Source organism: Jannaschia sp. R86511 (genome assembly GCF_042466345.1).
In the GTDB taxonomy this organism is placed as follows: Bacteria; Actinomycetota; Actinomycetes; order Actinomycetales; family JBBAYJ01; genus Aquipuribacter.
The window spans coordinates 1,927,233-1,942,450 of the sequence record NZ_JAXHCD010000001.1 but is presented as its reverse complement, the minus strand read 5'-3'; the positions used below and the strand labels follow the sequence as shown (position 1 = coordinate 1,942,450).

Genomic DNA, 15,218 nt, shown 5'->3' with positions numbered 1-15,218 from the left:
GCGACCCCCGCTGCCGCCCCCGGCACGCCGGGCGGGCGGCTACGGTGCCCCCGTGGCGGCCGAGCAGGACGAGCGACGCGGCGCCGGGGCGACCCCGTCGTCCCACGTCGTGCACGCCGACGCCCCGGCCCAGCCGTACCTGACGCTGCGGGACCGGCCCACGCCGCGGGCCGAGCGCCACGCCATGGGCAAGGCGCTGCGCGGCTCGGTCAAGCGCTCGGCGTTGGGCGTGTGGGACCCGCCCACGGACCGGATCGACCCGGTCCGGCTGGTCCAGCAGTCCCACGAGGGCCGCGAGAGCTGGCTCGTCCCGGTCCGGGTGGGCCGGATGGTCGCCTCGCCGTACGGGTTCCTGCGGGGCAGCGCGATCGTCATGGCCGCGGACTGCGCCGGCCTGCCGGCCACGGGCATCACCCCGGTGATCTGCGGCGACAGCCACGTCGGCAACTTCGGCTTCTACGGCTCGCCGGAGCGCGAGCTGGTGCTCGACCTCAACGACTTCGACGAGGCCCACCCCGGTCCGTGGGAGTGGGACCTGCGCCGGCTGTGCGCGAGCACCTGGGTGGCCGGACGGCAGAACGGCCACAGCGAGGACGACTGCGCGACCGCGGTGGCGTCGGCCTCGGCCGCCTACCGCGAGCAGGTCCGCCACCTGGCCGAGATGCCGCTGGTCGACCGGTCCTTCGAGCGGCTCGACCTGCAGCACCTGCTGGCCGCCACCGCGAACCCCGAGCTCGCGCGGGCCATCGACCGGGCCGCCGGGCGGGCCCGCACCAAGACCAGCGACCGCGCCCTGCCCAAGTTCACCGAGGAGCACGCCGGCACCCGCCGCATCGTCGAGGAACCGCCGCTGACCACGCGGCTCGACCCCGCCCACGCCGAGGCCCTGGCCATCGGGCTGGACGAGTACCTGACCACGCTGGCCCCGCACTGGCGTCGGCTGCTCGGCGGCTACACCGTGCTGGACATGGCCCACAAGGTCGTCGGGGTGGGCAGCGTCGGGCTGCGCGCCTACGTCGCGCTGTGCGAGGGCAGCAGCCCCGACGACGTGCTGTTCCTGCAGCTCAAGCAGGCCCGGCGCTCCGTGGTCGCGCCGTTCGTGCACGGTGACTCCGCCTGGCACTCCCACCAGGGCCAGCGGGTCGTGGAGTACCAGCAGGCGCTGCAGACGGTCAGCGACCCGCTGCTGGGGTGGACCACGGTCGAGGGACGGCAGTTCTACGTCCGCCAGTTCCGCAACATGAAGGGCACGCTGGCGCTGGACAGCATCGGCGCCACGGCGTTCGCGGACTACGTCGGCATCTGCGGCCGGCTGCTGGCCAAGGGCCACGCCCGCACCAGCGGCGCGTCAATGATCGCGGGCTACGTCGGCCCGGGCGAGGTGCTGGATCGGGCCATGACCCGGTTCGCCCGGGCCTACGCCGACCAGACCGAGCAGGACCACGCCGCCCTGGTGGCGGCCGTGCGGGACGGCCGGGTCGCGGCCGAGCACGGCGTCTGAGACGCACGCGTCCGCCCCGGCGGCGAGGGGTGGTGGCGGACGGCCGTGAGTCAGGCCGCCCCTAGGGCCCGGACGATCTGCTCCTCGAAGTCGGGTGTCGTGATGCGGGCCATCTGACCGGGGCTGGGCGCCAGGCGCACGTCCGCGCGGGGCAGGGCCGCCTCCACCTGGCTGCGGAACTCCCGGGCCAGCGCCCCGAGCAGCACGACCCGCTCTGGGCGGTGCAGCAAGTCGAGCCAGCCGTCGAGCACCCGACGTGCGACCGCGCGGCCCAGCGGCACGCCGGCGGTCCACGGCACGACGTTCCACTCGACGACCGCCGCACGAGACAGGCCCGCCTCACGCGCGAGCCGCCACATCCGTCGGGCCACGCCGTCGTCGTTGTCGGGCGACACCAGGCCGCTCCCGCCGTTGACGCCCAGCAGGCACGGGTAGGGCCGGGCGTGCAGCACGACGGGCTCGTGGTGGGCGCAGTCACCGGTGAACGGCCGGTCGCCGAACAGGGCGCGCAGGTCGGCGTCGGTGACCCACCCCGGGTCGCGGACGGCGGTCACCCGTCCCAGACCTTGCCCGGGTTCATGATCCCGTGCGGGTCCAGGGCCTGCTTGACCGCGCGCTGCATGGCCAGCACCGGCGGCGACAGCTCCGCCGCGAGGCCGTCGCGTTTGAGCAGACCCACCCCGTGCTCACCGGTCACGGTGCCGCCGAGCTCGAGCGCGTCGGCCATCACCCGGTCGAACGCGGCCTGGCCCCGGACCCGGGCCGCCTCGTCGCCGGCCGGCACGACGATGAGCGGGTGCAGGTTGCCGTCGCCGGCGTGGGCGAGGGTGGCGATCGTCAGGTCGTGCTCCTGGGCCGCGGCCTGCACCCGCGCCAGCATCTGCGGCAGCGCCGCGAGAGGGACGCAGACGTCCTCGGTCAGGACCGGTCCGAGTCGTTCCACCGCCTGGTAGCCCAGCCGCCGCGCCTCGAACAGGGCCTCGGCCTCGGCCTCGTCGCCGGAGCGGTCGGCCCAGGTCGCGCCCGCCGCCCGGAAGGCGTCCAGGACGAGCTCGGCCTCGCGGTCGCCCCGCTCACCCACCGAGTCGGTACGGGCCAGCAGCAGCGTGTCCGCCTCGGTGGACAGGCCCATCGCCTTCCACGCGTCGAGGGCGACCAGGCAGGCGTGGTCCATCAGCTCCATCGCCGAGGGCACCACCCCGGCCGCGGCGACCGCGGCCACGGCCTCACCGGCGGCGACGGCGGAGTCGAAGTACCCGACCACCGTGTGCTCGGCCGGACGGGCGGGCCGCAACCGGAGCGTCACCTCGGTGATGACGCCCAGGGTGCCCTCGGACCCGACGAACAGCGACGTCAGGTCCATGCCGGCCACGCCCTTGGCGGTGCGACGGCCAAGCCGGACCAGCTCCCCCGTCCCGGTCACCACCTGCAGGCCCAGCACGTAGTCGCCCGTGACGCCGTACTTGACGCAGCACAGCCCGCCGGCGTCGGTGGCGACGTTGCCGCCGACGGTCGACCACTCGGCGCTGGCCGGGTCGGGCGGGTACCAGAGCCCGTGGCCGGCGACGGCGGCCCGCAGGTCCGCGTTGACCAGCCCCGGCTGCACCACGGCTAGGCGCTCCAGCGGGTCCACCTCGAGCACGGACGTCATGCGCTCGGTGCTGACGAGGACGCACCCTGTAACGGCGTTGGCCCCGCCCGCCAGACCCGAGCCGGCTCCCCGGGTCACGACGGGGGCGCCGTGGCGCAGGCAGGCCCGGACCACGTCGCGCACCTGCTCGGCCGTGCCAGGGCGGACGACCGCCGCCGGCACCCCGTGACCGGCCCACGTCGCCTGGTCACGGCTGTAGCGCTCGACCGAGGCCGGCTCGGTGAGGACCTGCTCGGGTCCCACGGCCGTGACCAGCTCGGCCACCAGGTCACCCGGCGTGCCCGTCGTGGCCGGGCTCTCGCCTGCTGCCTGCTGCTGCACCGCCATGGGCCTTGACTACCAGACGAGCCGGACACATCGCCCGGGGTGACCGCGGTCCCGCCCCGGGCAGCGAAGCGCGCCAGGTCATGACCCCAGTTGTCCACAGGGTCTTGCCGCCAGGTGCCCCGGTTTGCCTAGACTCGCGCCGTGCGGGGGACGAACCAGGCATCACGCGTGGGGTGGGCGGCGGTTGCTGCTGCCGTGGCGCTGGTCGTGAGCGGCTGCACCGGCGAGCCCGACGACGGCCCCACGGCGCCCAGCTTCTCCCCCGTGCCCTCGCCGACCGAGTCGGCCCCGAGCGCCAGCCCCGAGCCCAGCCCGGAACAGACCGCCGACACCGCCACCGCCGAGGCCCTGGTCGCCCCCGAGCTACCGCCCGAGGCGACCGAGGAGACCCCCGAAGGCGCTGCCGCCTTCGCCGAGTGGTGGTTCGAGACCCTGAACTACGCGACGGCTACCGGCGACACGGAGGCGTTGCGGGCGGCGTTTGTCGAACCGTGTGGCACCTGCGAGAACTTCGCCGTTCAAGCCGAGGAGGCTTACGCGAGTGGCGGTCGCATCGAAGGTGGCCGAATTGACGTCGAGGTTGATGTTCCCCCGCAGCTCGAGGAGGGCGGCGTCACACTCGCCGTATTCGTCGACGCTGCGAGCGGGCGTGTCCTGGACGCTGAAGGACGTGTGACGGAGGAGATGACCGCGGAGGAATTGGCGTCCGCGATGGTTGTCGTTTTCGTCGATGATCAGTGGCAAGTTGGGGGTATCCAGTGATCGGTCCGATCTCGGTCGCGGTGGCACTGACTGTGGCATTGGCCGTGCCGAGCGGACAGGTCGAGAGTGATGGGCGTTTCACTTCGAAGACCGCGCCCGACTCCCTCGAGGTCGGCTATGTCCTCAAGCAGCTTGCCACTCCGAGCAACGGTTCGGCGTCAGCGGATCTGAATGCTGCGCCTGCTTCGACGGGCCCGATCACTCTGGAGCGGTACGTCTACTCCTGCAACGGCAACACCTACGCCACCGACCCCGCCGTGAACACCGCGTGCGAGGAGTCGTTCCAGTTCTGCCCCGCCGGCCCCGAAGCACCCCGCCAGTTCTTCCGCTACACCACCACCATCACCGGCATCGAAGCCATCCCCGGACCCGGACCACGCTGGACCCTCAACGGCGTCCTCTGCCTACCCACCGCCACCGGCGACCCCGCCGCACAAGAGGCCGCCCCCGTACCCGTCGTCACCCTCGCCGACTTCCGCTCCCTACCCCTGCCCGCCGGACAACCCGCCATCCAACCCGGCGGCGGCGAAGCCCTCATCTACGCCCGCACCAACGTCTACGTCGACCCCGACAGCACCCTCGAACAGACCTTCGACATCACCCTGCTCGGCACCCCCGTCCAGGTCCGCGCCACCCCCATCACCTACACCTGGGACTTCGGCGACGGCAGCCAACCCCTCACCACCGACGACCCCGGCGCCCCCTACCCCGAGCTCACCACCTGGCACGAGTACGACCAACCCGGCCAGGTCGGCATCAGCCTCACCACCACCTACACCGGCGCCTACTCCGTCGCCGGCGGACCCTTCATCGACATCACCGGCACCGCCGACATCACCAGCGAACCCGTCCCCCTCCAACTCCTCACCACCAGCAACCGGCTGACGGGCTGACGTCTCGGCCGGCGCCGGGCAGACTCACGAGCGTGGGAACCCCACCTGCACTGCCGTCGGGCGCCGACGTGGTCGTCATCGGTGGTGGCGTCGTCGGCACCTCCGTGGCGTTCCACCTGGCCGAGGACGGCGCCGACGTCGTGCTGCTCGAGCGCGACGAGCTCGGCTCCGGGTCCTCAGGCAAGCCGATCGGCGGGGTGAGGGCCCAGTTCAGCGACCCGCTCAACGTCGCCCTGGGCGCCCGCAGCCTGCGCGCCTACGAGACCTTCGACCGCCGACCGGGCCACGACATCGGGCTGCAGCAGGTGGGCTACCTGTTCCTGCTGCCGACCCGGGCCGACGTCGACCTTTTCCGCGACAGCGTGGCGATGCAGAACGCGCAGGGGGTGCCGAGCCGGCTCGTCGACATGGCGGAGGCATGCCGGCTCAACCAGTTCGTCGACCCGGGCCGCTACGAGGCCGCGGCCTTCTCCCCCGAGGACGGCTGGGCCTACCCCGGTGCCGTCGTGACCGGGTACGCCGAGGCCGCCCGACGGCTCGGCGCCACCATCGCGACGGGCACGACCGTCATGGGCCTGGCCGTCACCGACGGCCGCCTCACCGGGGTCCGGACCCAGCGCGGGACCGTGGCGACGACCACCGTGGTCTGCTGCGCCGGGGCCTGGTCGCGCACGGTGGGCGCGATGGCCGGGGTGCACCTGCCCGTGGAGCCGGTCCGACGCCAGATCGGGTTCACCGGACCGGTCCGGCGGCCGGCCGGCTCCGGTCGGCTGCCGTTCACGATCGACTTCGGGTCGACGTTCTACGTCCACGACACCGGCGGCGACGCCGCCGCCGACCTGCTGCTCGGCATCGCCGACCCGCACCAGGCGCCCGGTTTCGACCGGACCTACGACGAGTCGTGGCTGCCGCTGCTGCGCTCCGCCGCCCGCGTCTGCACACCGGCGTTGGCCGACGTCCCCGTCACGCGCGGCTGGGCGGGCCTGTACGAGATGACTCCCGACCACGACGCCGTCATCGGCGAGGCCGCGCACGTGGACCGGTTCCTGTACGCCACCGGCTTCTCCGGCCACGGGTTCCTGCAGGCGCCGGCGGTCGGCGAGGTGGTCCGGGACCTGGTCGCCCGACGCCGGCCTGCGATCGACGTCACCGCGCTGTCCGCCGAACGGTTCGGCGCGACCGAGGTCGTGCCCCGCGAGGCCTTCATCATCTAGCGGCCCCGCGAGTGGCAGGCGGATTGATCCCGGCCGCGGGGGGTACATCACCCATCTCATGACGACTCTCAGGCCCTCCCCCGACACCGTGACCCCTGACACCGAGACCGTCGCCGAGCCCTCCGCCGCGCTGGTGCGCGAGTGGACCGCCTGCGCGCTGGTCCGCGCCGCCACCCGGTTCCTGCCGGTGCCGTTCCTCGACGACGCCGTGGCGCTGCGGGCGACCCGCGTCGCGGTGTCCCGGACGCTGCGCGCCCACGGCCGGACCTATCCCGCCACCGCCATCGAGCCGCTGTACGCCGAGCGCGGGCAGGGCCTGCTCCGCCGCATCACCGCGGTGCCCCGCAAGCTCCTGCTGTTCCCCGTCCGCAAGTGGACGCGCGTGGCCGGGGCCGTCACCGGGGTGCCCACCGACGTCAGCCGGATCCTGCTCGTGGGCCGGGCCACCCACCGGCGCCTGGCCCTCGGGCACCTGTCGACGACCGACCATCGCGAGCTCGCCCTCGAGGCCGCCCGGCTCCGGGACGCGTTCGAGGCCGTGGTCGACGAGATGGACCTGAGGCTGCTGGGCGGCGCCGTCAGCGACGCGTTGGGGCACGTCAAGGACCTGACCGACGCCGTCGTCGGCTACGCCCGTGAACGGTTCGGCTCCGACGACGCGGAGCGGGCGGCCGAGGCCGGTGTCGACGCGGACCCGGCCAAGCCCGCCCCCGTCGCCACCGGCGCGGACCAGGTGCAGGAGGCCCTCGAGCGGCCCGAGGTGGTGCGGCTGCTGGCCGAGTTCGACCGCCGCATGGACCAGCGGCTCCGCGCATCCTGAACCGCGACGGCCCGAGCGGTCACGACCGGACCCACCGGCGGGTCGAGGAGGTCGCCGTCCAGCGGTGGCAGGACGAGGTCGACGCCGGTGCACGTCGACGTCCGTCGTTGGTGGTGCTCGACGTCGAGCCCTACGTCGCGTCCTGGCGCACCGGTCCCACCGACCTGGACGCCGGCGTCGTCCGGCTCGCCGAGCGCTGGGGTGACCAGCCCGTCCTGGTCCTGACCAACTCGGCGCGGGTGGTGTCCGCCGCCGTCCTGCCGACCGGCTGGCGGCAGCGGTCCCGGGCGCGCAAGCCCCTCACCCGGCTGCGGGTGCCTGCGGGGGCGGTGGTCGTCGGCGACCAGCCGCTGCAGGACGGTCTGCTCGCCTGGCGGCTGCGGGCCACCTTCGTGCGGGTGCCCCTGCCGCCGGCCGCCCCGTGGTGGGCGCGGGTCACCCACGCCGCGTTCGGCCCGGTGTCGCGGCTGTGGCTCAGGCGCCCGGGCCCATCACGGCCCTGACGAGGACGGGGCCGCCACCCGACCGTCGAGGACCTCGACAGGCTGAGCGGCGGCCCCGACGGGCTGCAGCGGGTCAGGCTGCGGCGGACACCTCGGCGCGCAGCGGCGCCAGCGCCTGGGCCCAGGCGACGACCTGGTCGAGCATGCCGTGGAGCACGCCCTCGTGGTAGTCGGCCGGGGTGAACTCGCTGAAGTTCTTGAAGTCCGTCATCAGCGACAGGGCGACCTGGGACCGGACGTCGGCGACCTGCAGCTCGCCCATGACCAGGCGCAGCCCCTCGACGGCGCGGACCCCGCCCGCGCTGCCGTAGCCGACGAACCCAGCGGCCTTGTTGTTCCACTCGGCGTAGACGAAGTCGATGGCGTTCTTCAGCGCACCGGAGGTGGCGTGGTTGTACTCCGGGGTCACGAAGACGTAGCCGTCGAAGGACGCGACCGCCTCGGCCCAGTTCTGCGTGTGCGGCTGGGAGTACTGGCCCATCGAGGCCGGCACGGCCTCGTCCAGCAGCGGCAGGTCGAAGGCCGCGACGTCCAGCAGCTCGAAGGTGGCGTCGTCACGGGTCGAAGCCAGCTCGTGGACCCAGTGGGCGACGGCCTCGCCGTTGCGTCCGGGACGGGTGCTTCCGACGACGATCGCGATCTTGGTCATGCTGCTCCTGCACCGTCCCTGACGGGCACTATTGTTGAACGTTGAACCACCATGGTACGCGACGCCTCCACGACCCGCAAAAGGGGGCGCGGGCCTACCGTGTCCGGATGCGGGTCGCACTGGGCCAGGTCGCCTCCACCTCCGACCCCGAGCAGACCCTCGGGCTGGTCGCCGAGGCCGTCGCGTCGGCCACGGAGCAGCGGGCGGACCTGCTGGTCCTGCCCGAGGCGACGATGGCCCGCTTCGGCAGCCGGCTGGCTGCGGTCGCGCAACCGCTGGACGGGCCCTGGGCGAGCGAGGTGCGGCGCCTGGCCTGCCGGGCGGGCCTGGCCGTGGTGGTCGGCATGTTCACGCCCGGCTCGGACGGGCTGGTGCGGAACACGCTGCTGGCCACGGGACCGGGCCTGGACACCCACTACGACAAGATCCACCTGTTCGACGCCTTCGGCCTGCGCGAGTCCGACACAGTCGAGCCCGGGCGCCGGCTGGTGACCGTCGACGTCGCGGGCGTGCGGGTGGGCCTGGCCACCTGCTACGACCTGCGCTTCCCGGCACTGTTCACGGCGCTGGCCGAGGCCGGCGCCCAGCTCGTCGTCGTCCCGGCCTCATGGGGCGACGGTCCCGGCAAGGCGGAGCAGTGGGACCTGCTGGTGCGGGCCCGTGCGCTGGACAGCACCTCGTTCCTGCTGGCCTGCGACCAGGCCGAACCTCGGGCGGCCGGGCTGGAACCGGTCGACGGCGCGGCCGGCGGCATCGGCCGCAGCACCGTGGTGTCCCCGCTGGGCGAGGTCCGGGAGCGGCTCGGCGCCGCGCCCGGGCTGCTGCTGGCCGACCTCGACCCCGAGGAGGTGACGGCGGTCCGGGAACGGCTGCCCGTCCTGCGCCACGCCCGCCAAGCCCGGGAGGCGGGCCTGCCGGAGCGCTGAGGCCCCTCAGCCGGCGAGTGCGGCCAACCGGTCCACGGCCTCGTCCAGCACGTCGTCGCGCTTGCCGAACGTGAACCGGACCAGGTGGCAGCCCTCGCCGGGCGTGGCGTAGAAGACCTGCATCGGCACCGCCACCACCCCGCAGCGTTCGGGCAGCGAGCGGCAGAACGACAGCCCGTCCACCCCGTCGGGCAACGTGCCGCCGAACAACGGCCGGATGTCCGCGGCGACGAAGTACGTGCCCTGCGACACCTCCACGCCGAGCCCCGCCTGCCCCAGCCCGACCCGCAGCCGGTCCCGCTTGGCCCGCATGCCGGTGGTGAAGGAGTCGAAGTAGTCGTCGTCCAGGCCCAGGGCCAGCGCGACCGCGGGCTGGAACGGGGCGCCGTTGGTGTAGGTCAGGTACTGCTTGACCCGCATGAGCGCCTGCACCACGGGCTCCGGGCCGCAGGCCCAGCCGATCTTCCAGCCCGTGCACGAGAACGTCTTGCCCGCGGAGCTGATCTGCAGCGTCCGCTCGCGCATCCCCGGCAGCGTGGCCAACGGCACGTGGCCCAGCCCGTCGACGGAGTCGAGCACCAGGTGCTCGTACACCTCGTCGGTGACCGCGACCACGTCGTGGGCCAGGCACAGCTCCGCGAACAGGCCCAGCTCGGCGCGGCTCAGCACGGTCCCGGTGGGGTTGTGCGGGGTGTTGAGCAGCAGCAGCCGGGTGCGCGGGGTGAACGCGGCGCGCAGCTCGGCCTCGTCGAAGCCGAACCGGCCGTCCGGGCCCGGCCGCAGCGCCACGGGCCGCAGCACCGCCCCGGCCAGGGCGACGGCCGCGGCGTAGGAGTCGTACAGCGGGTCCAGCACGACGACCTCGTCACCGGCCTCGCACAGCGCCAGCACCGCGGCGGTCACGGCCTCGGTGGCCCCGGCCGTGACCACCACCTCCGTGGCGGGGTCGTAGGCCAGGCCGTAGAAGCGCTGCTGGTGCGCGGCGACCGCCTCCCGCAGCTGCGGCGTCCCGGGTCCCGGCGGGTACTGGTTGACGCCGTCCCGGATGGCCTGGGCCGCGGCCGCCAGCATGGGGGCGGGCCCGTCGAAGTCCGGGAAGCCCTGACCCAGGTTGACCGCGCCGGTGGCGTTGGCCAGGGCCGACATCTCGGCGAAGATCGTCGTCCCGAAGCCGCGCATCCGGGCCACCAGGGGGGTCGTCGTCTCGGTCGCCATGCCCGCGAGGCTACTTTCCCCCGGCCCGGTACCCGTGGCCACCGGTAGCCTCCGGCGGCGGGAGAGGGAGGTGGCGCCGATGACGCACGTCAGCCCCTGGCAGCTGCGCGCGGCGTTCGCCCGCCGGCTGTCGGACATGTACGGCGCGGAGGTGCCCGCGTACACCACGCTTCTCGAGGTCAGCCACGCCGTCAACGCCGACGTGGTCGCCGCCCGCGGCGCCGACGCCGAGCGGCTGGGCAGCCTCGACCGGGTCACCGCCGAGCGCCACGGCGCGATCCGGCTCGGCACCCCGCGCGAGATGACCCAGGTCGCGAGCGTGTTCGGGGCGATGGGCATGCACCCGGTCGGGTTCTACGACCTGCGCGAGACCGCGAGCGCGGTGCCAGTGATCTCGACCGCGTTCCGCCCCGTCGACGCCGACGAGCTGGCCCGCAACCCGTTCCGGGTGTTCACGTCGATGCTGACCACCGCGGACCGACGGTTCTTCTCCGCCGACCTGCAGGCGCGGCTGGAGTCGTTCCTGGCCGCCCGCGAGGTCTTCCCCCCGCGGCTGCTGGCCCTGGCCGGCCGGGCCGAGGCCGAGGTCGGTCTGGGCGCGACCGACGCCGAGGAGTTCCTCACCCTGGCGGTGGCGGCGTTCGAGCTGTCGGCCGAGCCGGTCGACCGGGCCTGGTACGACGAGCTCGAGGCGGTCAGCGCGGTGGCGGCCGACATCGGCGGCGTCCGCAGCACCCACGTCAACCACCTGACGCCGCGCGTGCTCGACATCGACGACCTGTACGCGCGGATGAGCGGACGCGGGATCACCATGATCGACGACATCCAGGGCCCGCCCGCCTGGGAGGGCCCCGACGTCCTGCTGCGGCAGACCTCGTTCCGCGCCCTCGACGAGCCCCGGGCGTTCCGGCAGCCCGACGGCACGGTGACCCACGACGCGCTGCGGGTGCGCTTCGGGGAGGTGGAGGCGCGCGGCGTGGCGCTCACCCCGGCAGGACGCGAGGTCTACGACCGGGCCGTCGCCGAGGTCGCCGGTCGCGGCCTGGCCACCGCCGAGCAGCGGCACGCGGCGAAGCTCGAGGTGTGGCGGCGCGACCTGCCCGCCACCGAGGCCGGCCTGGCCGAGCGCGGCCTGGCGTACTTCACCTACGACCTCGTCGACGACGAGGTCGTGCGCACCCCCGTGGTCTACGAGGACTTCCTGCCGCAGTCGGCCGCGGGGATCTTCGCCTCGAACCTGAGCCACGACGGCGTCCGGGACCTCGACCAGGCGGGCGTCGAGCGCGACGCGGACTGGCTGGCCGGTGCGATCGGCCGCGACCTGCACGACCCGTTCGAGATGTACGCCGCGCAGTCGTCGGCGTCCCGGGCGCGGGTGGCGGCCGAGCTCGGCGTCGCACCGGAGGCCGTCGGCCCCTGAGCAGGACCCACCCGCGTACTCAGTCCGCGTGCTCGGGCGGCCACACCACCTCGAAACGCTCGAACACGACCAGCTCGGTCGTCGGGTCCCACGGCTCGCCCAGCGCGGCCAGCTGCCGCGTCCAGTAGCGGCCGTGGCCGACGAGCCACTGCTCCCGGTCCTCGTCACCCTCGCCCTCGTCGCGGGCGAACCGGTCGTCGACGCTGTCGGCCGTGCCCACCCGCAGCTCGACCGACCGCAGGACGACCCGCGGCGCCCCGGCGCCGTCGCAGGCCACCCAGTGCGACGCGATGCGGGGCGGCAGCTCACCCAGGTCGGCGAAGTCCCGCAGCAGGGCCGCCGTCGCCCGCTTCCCCCCGGCGAGCACGATCCCCAGCAGCTCGTCCGCCATGGCCGCCGAGTCACCGAAGTGCTCGACCGTGGGCGTGTCCCAGGCCTGGAGGGGGTGCTGGGCCAGGTACGCCCGCCACATCCGGTCGGCCGCCTCCCGATCGAGCTCGGCCACCGGGGCGGGGCCTTCGGCCAGGACGGGCGGCGGTGAGGCGTCGCGGGTCATGACCCCAGCCTGTCGTACCGCAGGCCAGACTGGCCGCACGCACCCCTACCTCCCAGGAGCCTCCGCATGAGCACGCCGCTGACCACCGAGCTGCGCGACACCGCCCTGGCCGCCCTGCAGCGGATCGGCGCCGACGTGCCGTCGCCGGTGCCCGGGTCGCCGACGCTGGCCGCCCGGTCCCCGCTGTCGGGCCGCACCCTGCTGGACCTGCCGGCCACCGACGCCGCCGGCGTTTCGGACGCGGTCGGCGCCGCCCACGCCGCGTTCCTCACCTGGCGCTCCGTGCCGGCGCCGACCCGCGGCGCCGTGGTCAAGCGGTTCGGCGAGCTGCTCAGCGAGCACAAGGCCGACCTGGCCACCCTGGTCACCGTCGAGGCGGGCAAGGTCACCTCGGAGGCCCTCGGCGAGGTGCAGGAGATGATCGACATCTGTGACCTGGCCGTGGGCCTGAGCCGGCAGGTCGGCGGGCGCACCATGCCGTCGGAGCGGCCCGGGCACCGGCTGATGGAGACCTGGCACCCGCTGGGCGTGGTCGGCGTGATCAGCGCGTTCAACTTCCCCGCCGCGGTCTGGGCGTGGAACACCGCCGTGGCCCTGGTCTGCGGCGACCCCGTGGTGTGGAAGCCGTCGGAGCTGACCACGCTGACCGCGGTCGGCGGCAGCGCCCTGCTGGGCCGGGCCCTGGTCGAGGCCGGCCACTCCCCCGACGTGCACCGGCTGGTGCTGGGCGGTCGCGAGGTGGGTGAGGCGCTGGTGGCCGACCGGCGGGTGGCGCTGCTGTCGGCCACGGGCTCGGAGCGGATGGGCGCGCAGGTCGCCCCCGTGGTGGCGGCCCGGTTCGGCCGCACGCTGCTGGAGCTGGGCGGCAACAACGCGGCGGTCGTGGCCCCCAGCGCCGACCTCGACCTGGCGGTGCGGGGCATCCTGTTCGCCGCGGTCGGCACGGCCGGTCAGCGGTGCACGTCGATGCGCCGGCTGCTGGTGCACAGCAGCGTCGCCGAGCAGGTCGTGGCCCGGCTCCGTACCGCCTACGAGGCGCTGCCGATCGGTGACCCGCGGACCGCGGGCACCCTGGTCGGCCCGCTGGTGTCGGTGGCCGCGCGCGAGCGGATGGCCGCGTCGCTGGAGCGTGCCGTGGCCGACGGCGGCGAGGTCGTCGTGGGTGGCGAGACCGTGGTGGTCGACGGGGCCGAGGACGCCGCCTACGTCCGACCGGCCCTGGTCCGGATGCCGCGCCAGAGCGACGTCGTCGCCGAGGAGACGTTCGCCCCGGTGCTGTACGTGATGACCTACGACGACCTGGACGACGCCATCGCCACCCACAACGCCGTGCCGCAGGGCCTGTCGTCGTCGATCTTCACCGCCGACGTCCGCGAGGCCGAGCGGTTCATGTCCGAGGCCGGCTCCGACTGCGGCATCGTCAACGTCAACATCGGCACCTCCGGGGCCGAGATCGGCGGGGCGTTCGGCGGGGAGAAGACGACCGGCGGGGGCCGGGAGTCCGGCTCCGACGCGTGGCGGGCCTACATGCGACGGGCCACGAACACCGTCAACTACTCCGACGAGCTGCCGCTCGCGCAGGGGGTGGACTTCGGGTGAGCGTGCCCCTGCTGCCGGCCCCGCTCGGTGAGGACCTGGGCACGGGCGGGCTGTTCCTGGTCCTGGCCGCCGTGTTCCTGCTGGTCTCCCTGTGGCGCCGGTTGCGCCGCGGCCCGACCCGCGGCCGGCCGCGTCGTCGTGGCACCGGGAGGGCCGCGCCCGGCGAGCCGCGCGTGGGCGAGATCTGGTGGGCCGAGGTGCCGTTCGAGGGCGGGACCGGCAGCAAGGACCGGCCCTGCCTCGTGGTCGACGAGCACGGCCTGCGGCGTCAGGTCCTCATGATCACCAGCAGCGACAAGTCGGGCCGGCCGGGCTGGGTGCCGGTCGAGCGGCGCGGCTGGGCCCGGGACGCCGGCACCAGCTGGCTGCGCACCGACCGACGCATCGCCCTGGACCCGCACGCGTTCCGCCGCCTGGCCGGGCGCTGCCCGGCGGGCACCTGGGCGCAGGTCACCGGCCGGTGAGCAGCCGCCGCCGGGACCGTCTGGTCGGAGCCGCCGTCGCCCTGGCCGCCGTGGCCGTGGTGGTGCTGCTGGCCCTCGTCGGGTTCGCCTGGTGGGTCAGCGACCCAGCCCCCGCCACCGGAGCCGCACCCGAGAACACCGACCCGGGCGGCAGCGGGCTCGGCGCCGGGTCGCCGGACGCGCCGGACGAACTGGCGGTGGGCGAGACGTGGCTGGGCGACCTGGTGCTGGACGCCGGGACGGTCCTGACCACCGACGCCACGCTCAGAGACCTGGCGGCCTCCGGGCAGGACGTCCGGACCGGCCCCGCCGGCACGCTCGCGGGCCGGCTGGAGGTGCAGGCGACCGTCCCGTTCGAGGTCGTCGCGCAGGAGCTGGGCCCCGGCACCACCGTGGGCGCCGCCGAGGCGGGCGAGGCGTCGGTCACCCGGGACGTCGAGGTGGCCGGCCGCGTGGTCACCGTGGTCGCCACCGGCACGGTGGGGGTCGAGCGCGGCCTGGTGGTCGTGGTGCCCCGCACGGTCGACATCGGCGGCCCCACGTTCCTGGCGGCGGCCGTCGGCGCCGCGGCCCGCGAGCTCGTCACCATCGAGCAGGAGGTCGAGGGCCTGCCCGACGGGCTCGTGCTGCGCGAGGTCGAGGTCCGCGACGACGGCTTCCGGGTGCGTCTGGACGGCGAGGACGTCCGCCACGGCGGCGGCTGAGCCCCGCGCGCGGG

16 protein-coding genes are annotated in these 15,218 nt (G+C 74.5%); 11 read left to right on the top strand and 5 right to left on the bottom strand.

Going from position 1 to position 15,218, the window contains the following annotated elements; translation table 11 throughout:
- Positions 1–52 precede the first annotated feature (52 nt).
- Positions 53–1,501 (top strand): DUF2252 domain-containing protein, encoded by a 1,449-nt coding sequence (locus SJY06_RS09260; protein ID WP_380166832.1) that lies wholly within the window; start codon positions 53–55, stop codon positions 1,499–1,501.
- Between the two features lie 50 nt (positions 1,502–1,551).
- Here the strand turns inward: SJY06_RS09260 and SJY06_RS09255 are convergent, their stop codons facing one another.
- The gene (locus SJY06_RS09255) at positions 1,552–2,055 is read right to left on the bottom strand and encodes a hypothetical protein (RefSeq protein WP_380166830.1); all 504 of its coding nucleotides are present in this window, start codon (positions 2,053–2,055) and stop codon (positions 1,552–1,554) included.
- On the bottom strand, positions 2,052–3,479 hold the full coding sequence (locus tag SJY06_RS09250) for an FAD-binding oxidoreductase (RefSeq protein WP_380166828.1): 1,428 nt from the start codon (positions 3,477–3,479) through the stop codon (positions 2,052–2,054). Before SJY06_RS09250 ends, SJY06_RS09255 begins: the two co-directional genes overlap by 4 nt.
- A gap of 141 nt (positions 3,480–3,620) precedes the next feature.
- Between SJY06_RS09250 and SJY06_RS09245 the strand changes: the two genes are divergently transcribed.
- From SJY06_RS09245 to SJY06_RS09225, 5 genes are all read left to right on the top strand, one after another.
- Positions 3,621–4,241 (top strand): DUF6318 family protein, encoded by a 621-nt coding sequence (locus tag SJY06_RS09245; RefSeq protein WP_380166826.1) that lies wholly within the window; start codon positions 3,621–3,623, stop codon positions 4,239–4,241.
- Positions 4,238–5,134: a hypothetical protein gene (locus SJY06_RS09240; RefSeq protein WP_380166824.1), complete on the top strand. Its 897-nt coding sequence runs from the start codon at positions 4,238–4,240 to the stop codon at positions 5,132–5,134. Before SJY06_RS09245 ends, SJY06_RS09240 begins: the two co-directional genes overlap by 4 nt.
- 32 nt (positions 5,135–5,166) lie before the next feature.
- Entirely contained in the window at positions 5,167–6,348 is a 1,182-nt protein-coding gene (locus SJY06_RS09235) for an NAD(P)/FAD-dependent oxidoreductase (RefSeq protein ID WP_380166822.1), read from the top strand.
- An 88-nt stretch (positions 6,349–6,436) separates the two neighbouring features.
- On the top strand, positions 6,437–7,168 hold the full coding sequence (locus SJY06_RS09230; protein WP_380166820.1) for a hypothetical protein: 732 nt from the start codon (positions 6,437–6,439) through the stop codon (positions 7,166–7,168).
- A 110-nt stretch (positions 7,169–7,278) separates the two neighbouring features.
- Complete coding sequence (locus SJY06_RS09225; protein WP_380166818.1) at positions 7,279–7,671, top strand: hypothetical protein; 393 nt, start codon at positions 7,279–7,281, stop codon at positions 7,669–7,671.
- A gap of 73 nt (positions 7,672–7,744) precedes the next feature.
- Here SJY06_RS09225 and SJY06_RS09220 read toward each other — a convergent pair whose 3' ends face one another.
- On the bottom strand, positions 7,745–8,320 hold the full coding sequence (locus SJY06_RS09220) for an NADPH-dependent FMN reductase (protein WP_380166816.1): 576 nt from the start codon (positions 8,318–8,320) through the stop codon (positions 7,745–7,747).
- Between the two features lie 107 nt (positions 8,321–8,427).
- On the opposite strand from SJY06_RS09220, the gene SJY06_RS09215 reads away from it, so the two are divergent.
- Entirely contained in the window at positions 8,428–9,246 is an 819-nt protein-coding gene (locus SJY06_RS09215; protein WP_380166814.1) for a carbon-nitrogen hydrolase family protein, read from the top strand.
- A 6-nt stretch (positions 9,247–9,252) separates the two neighbouring features.
- Here the strand turns inward: SJY06_RS09215 and SJY06_RS09210 are convergent, their stop codons facing one another.
- The gene (locus SJY06_RS09210; protein ID WP_380166812.1) at positions 9,253–10,461 is read right to left on the bottom strand and encodes a pyridoxal phosphate-dependent aminotransferase; all 1,209 of its coding nucleotides are present in this window, start codon (positions 10,459–10,461) and stop codon (positions 9,253–9,255) included.
- A gap of 79 nt (positions 10,462–10,540) precedes the next feature.
- On the opposite strand from SJY06_RS09210, the gene SJY06_RS09205 reads away from it, so the two are divergent.
- Positions 10,541–11,881 carry a 2-oxoadipate dioxygenase/decarboxylase family protein gene (locus SJY06_RS09205; RefSeq protein ID WP_380166810.1) on the top strand — a complete coding sequence of 447 codons (1,341 nt, stop codon included), beginning with the start codon at positions 10,541–10,543 and terminating at the stop codon, positions 11,879–11,881.
- Positions 11,882–11,900: 19 nt separating this feature from the next.
- On the opposite strand, the gene SJY06_RS09200 is transcribed toward SJY06_RS09205, so the two are convergent.
- Entirely contained in the window at positions 11,901–12,437 is a 537-nt protein-coding gene (locus SJY06_RS09200; RefSeq protein ID WP_380166808.1) for an ASCH domain-containing protein, read from the bottom strand.
- Positions 12,438–12,503: 66 nt separating this feature from the next.
- Here SJY06_RS09200 and SJY06_RS09195 point away from each other — a divergent pair, with 66 nt between their 5' ends.
- From SJY06_RS09195 to SJY06_RS09185, 3 genes are read left to right on the top strand one after another with little or no spacing between them, the layout of a single operon-like run.
- Positions 12,504–14,036, top strand: coding sequence for an aldehyde dehydrogenase family protein (locus tag SJY06_RS09195; RefSeq protein ID WP_380166806.1), 1,533 nt, complete (start codon positions 12,504–12,506; stop codon positions 14,034–14,036).
- On the top strand, positions 14,033–14,500 hold the full coding sequence (locus tag SJY06_RS09190; RefSeq protein WP_380166804.1) for a type II toxin-antitoxin system PemK/MazF family toxin: 468 nt from the start codon (positions 14,033–14,035) through the stop codon (positions 14,498–14,500). The genes SJY06_RS09195 and SJY06_RS09190 overlap by 4 nt, the downstream gene beginning before the upstream one ends.
- Positions 14,497–15,204: an LmeA family phospholipid-binding protein gene (locus SJY06_RS09185; protein WP_380166802.1), complete on the top strand. Its 708-nt coding sequence runs from the start codon at positions 14,497–14,499 to the stop codon at positions 15,202–15,204. The genes SJY06_RS09190 and SJY06_RS09185 overlap by 4 nt, the downstream gene beginning before the upstream one ends.
- Positions 15,205–15,218: the final 14 nt, after the last annotated feature.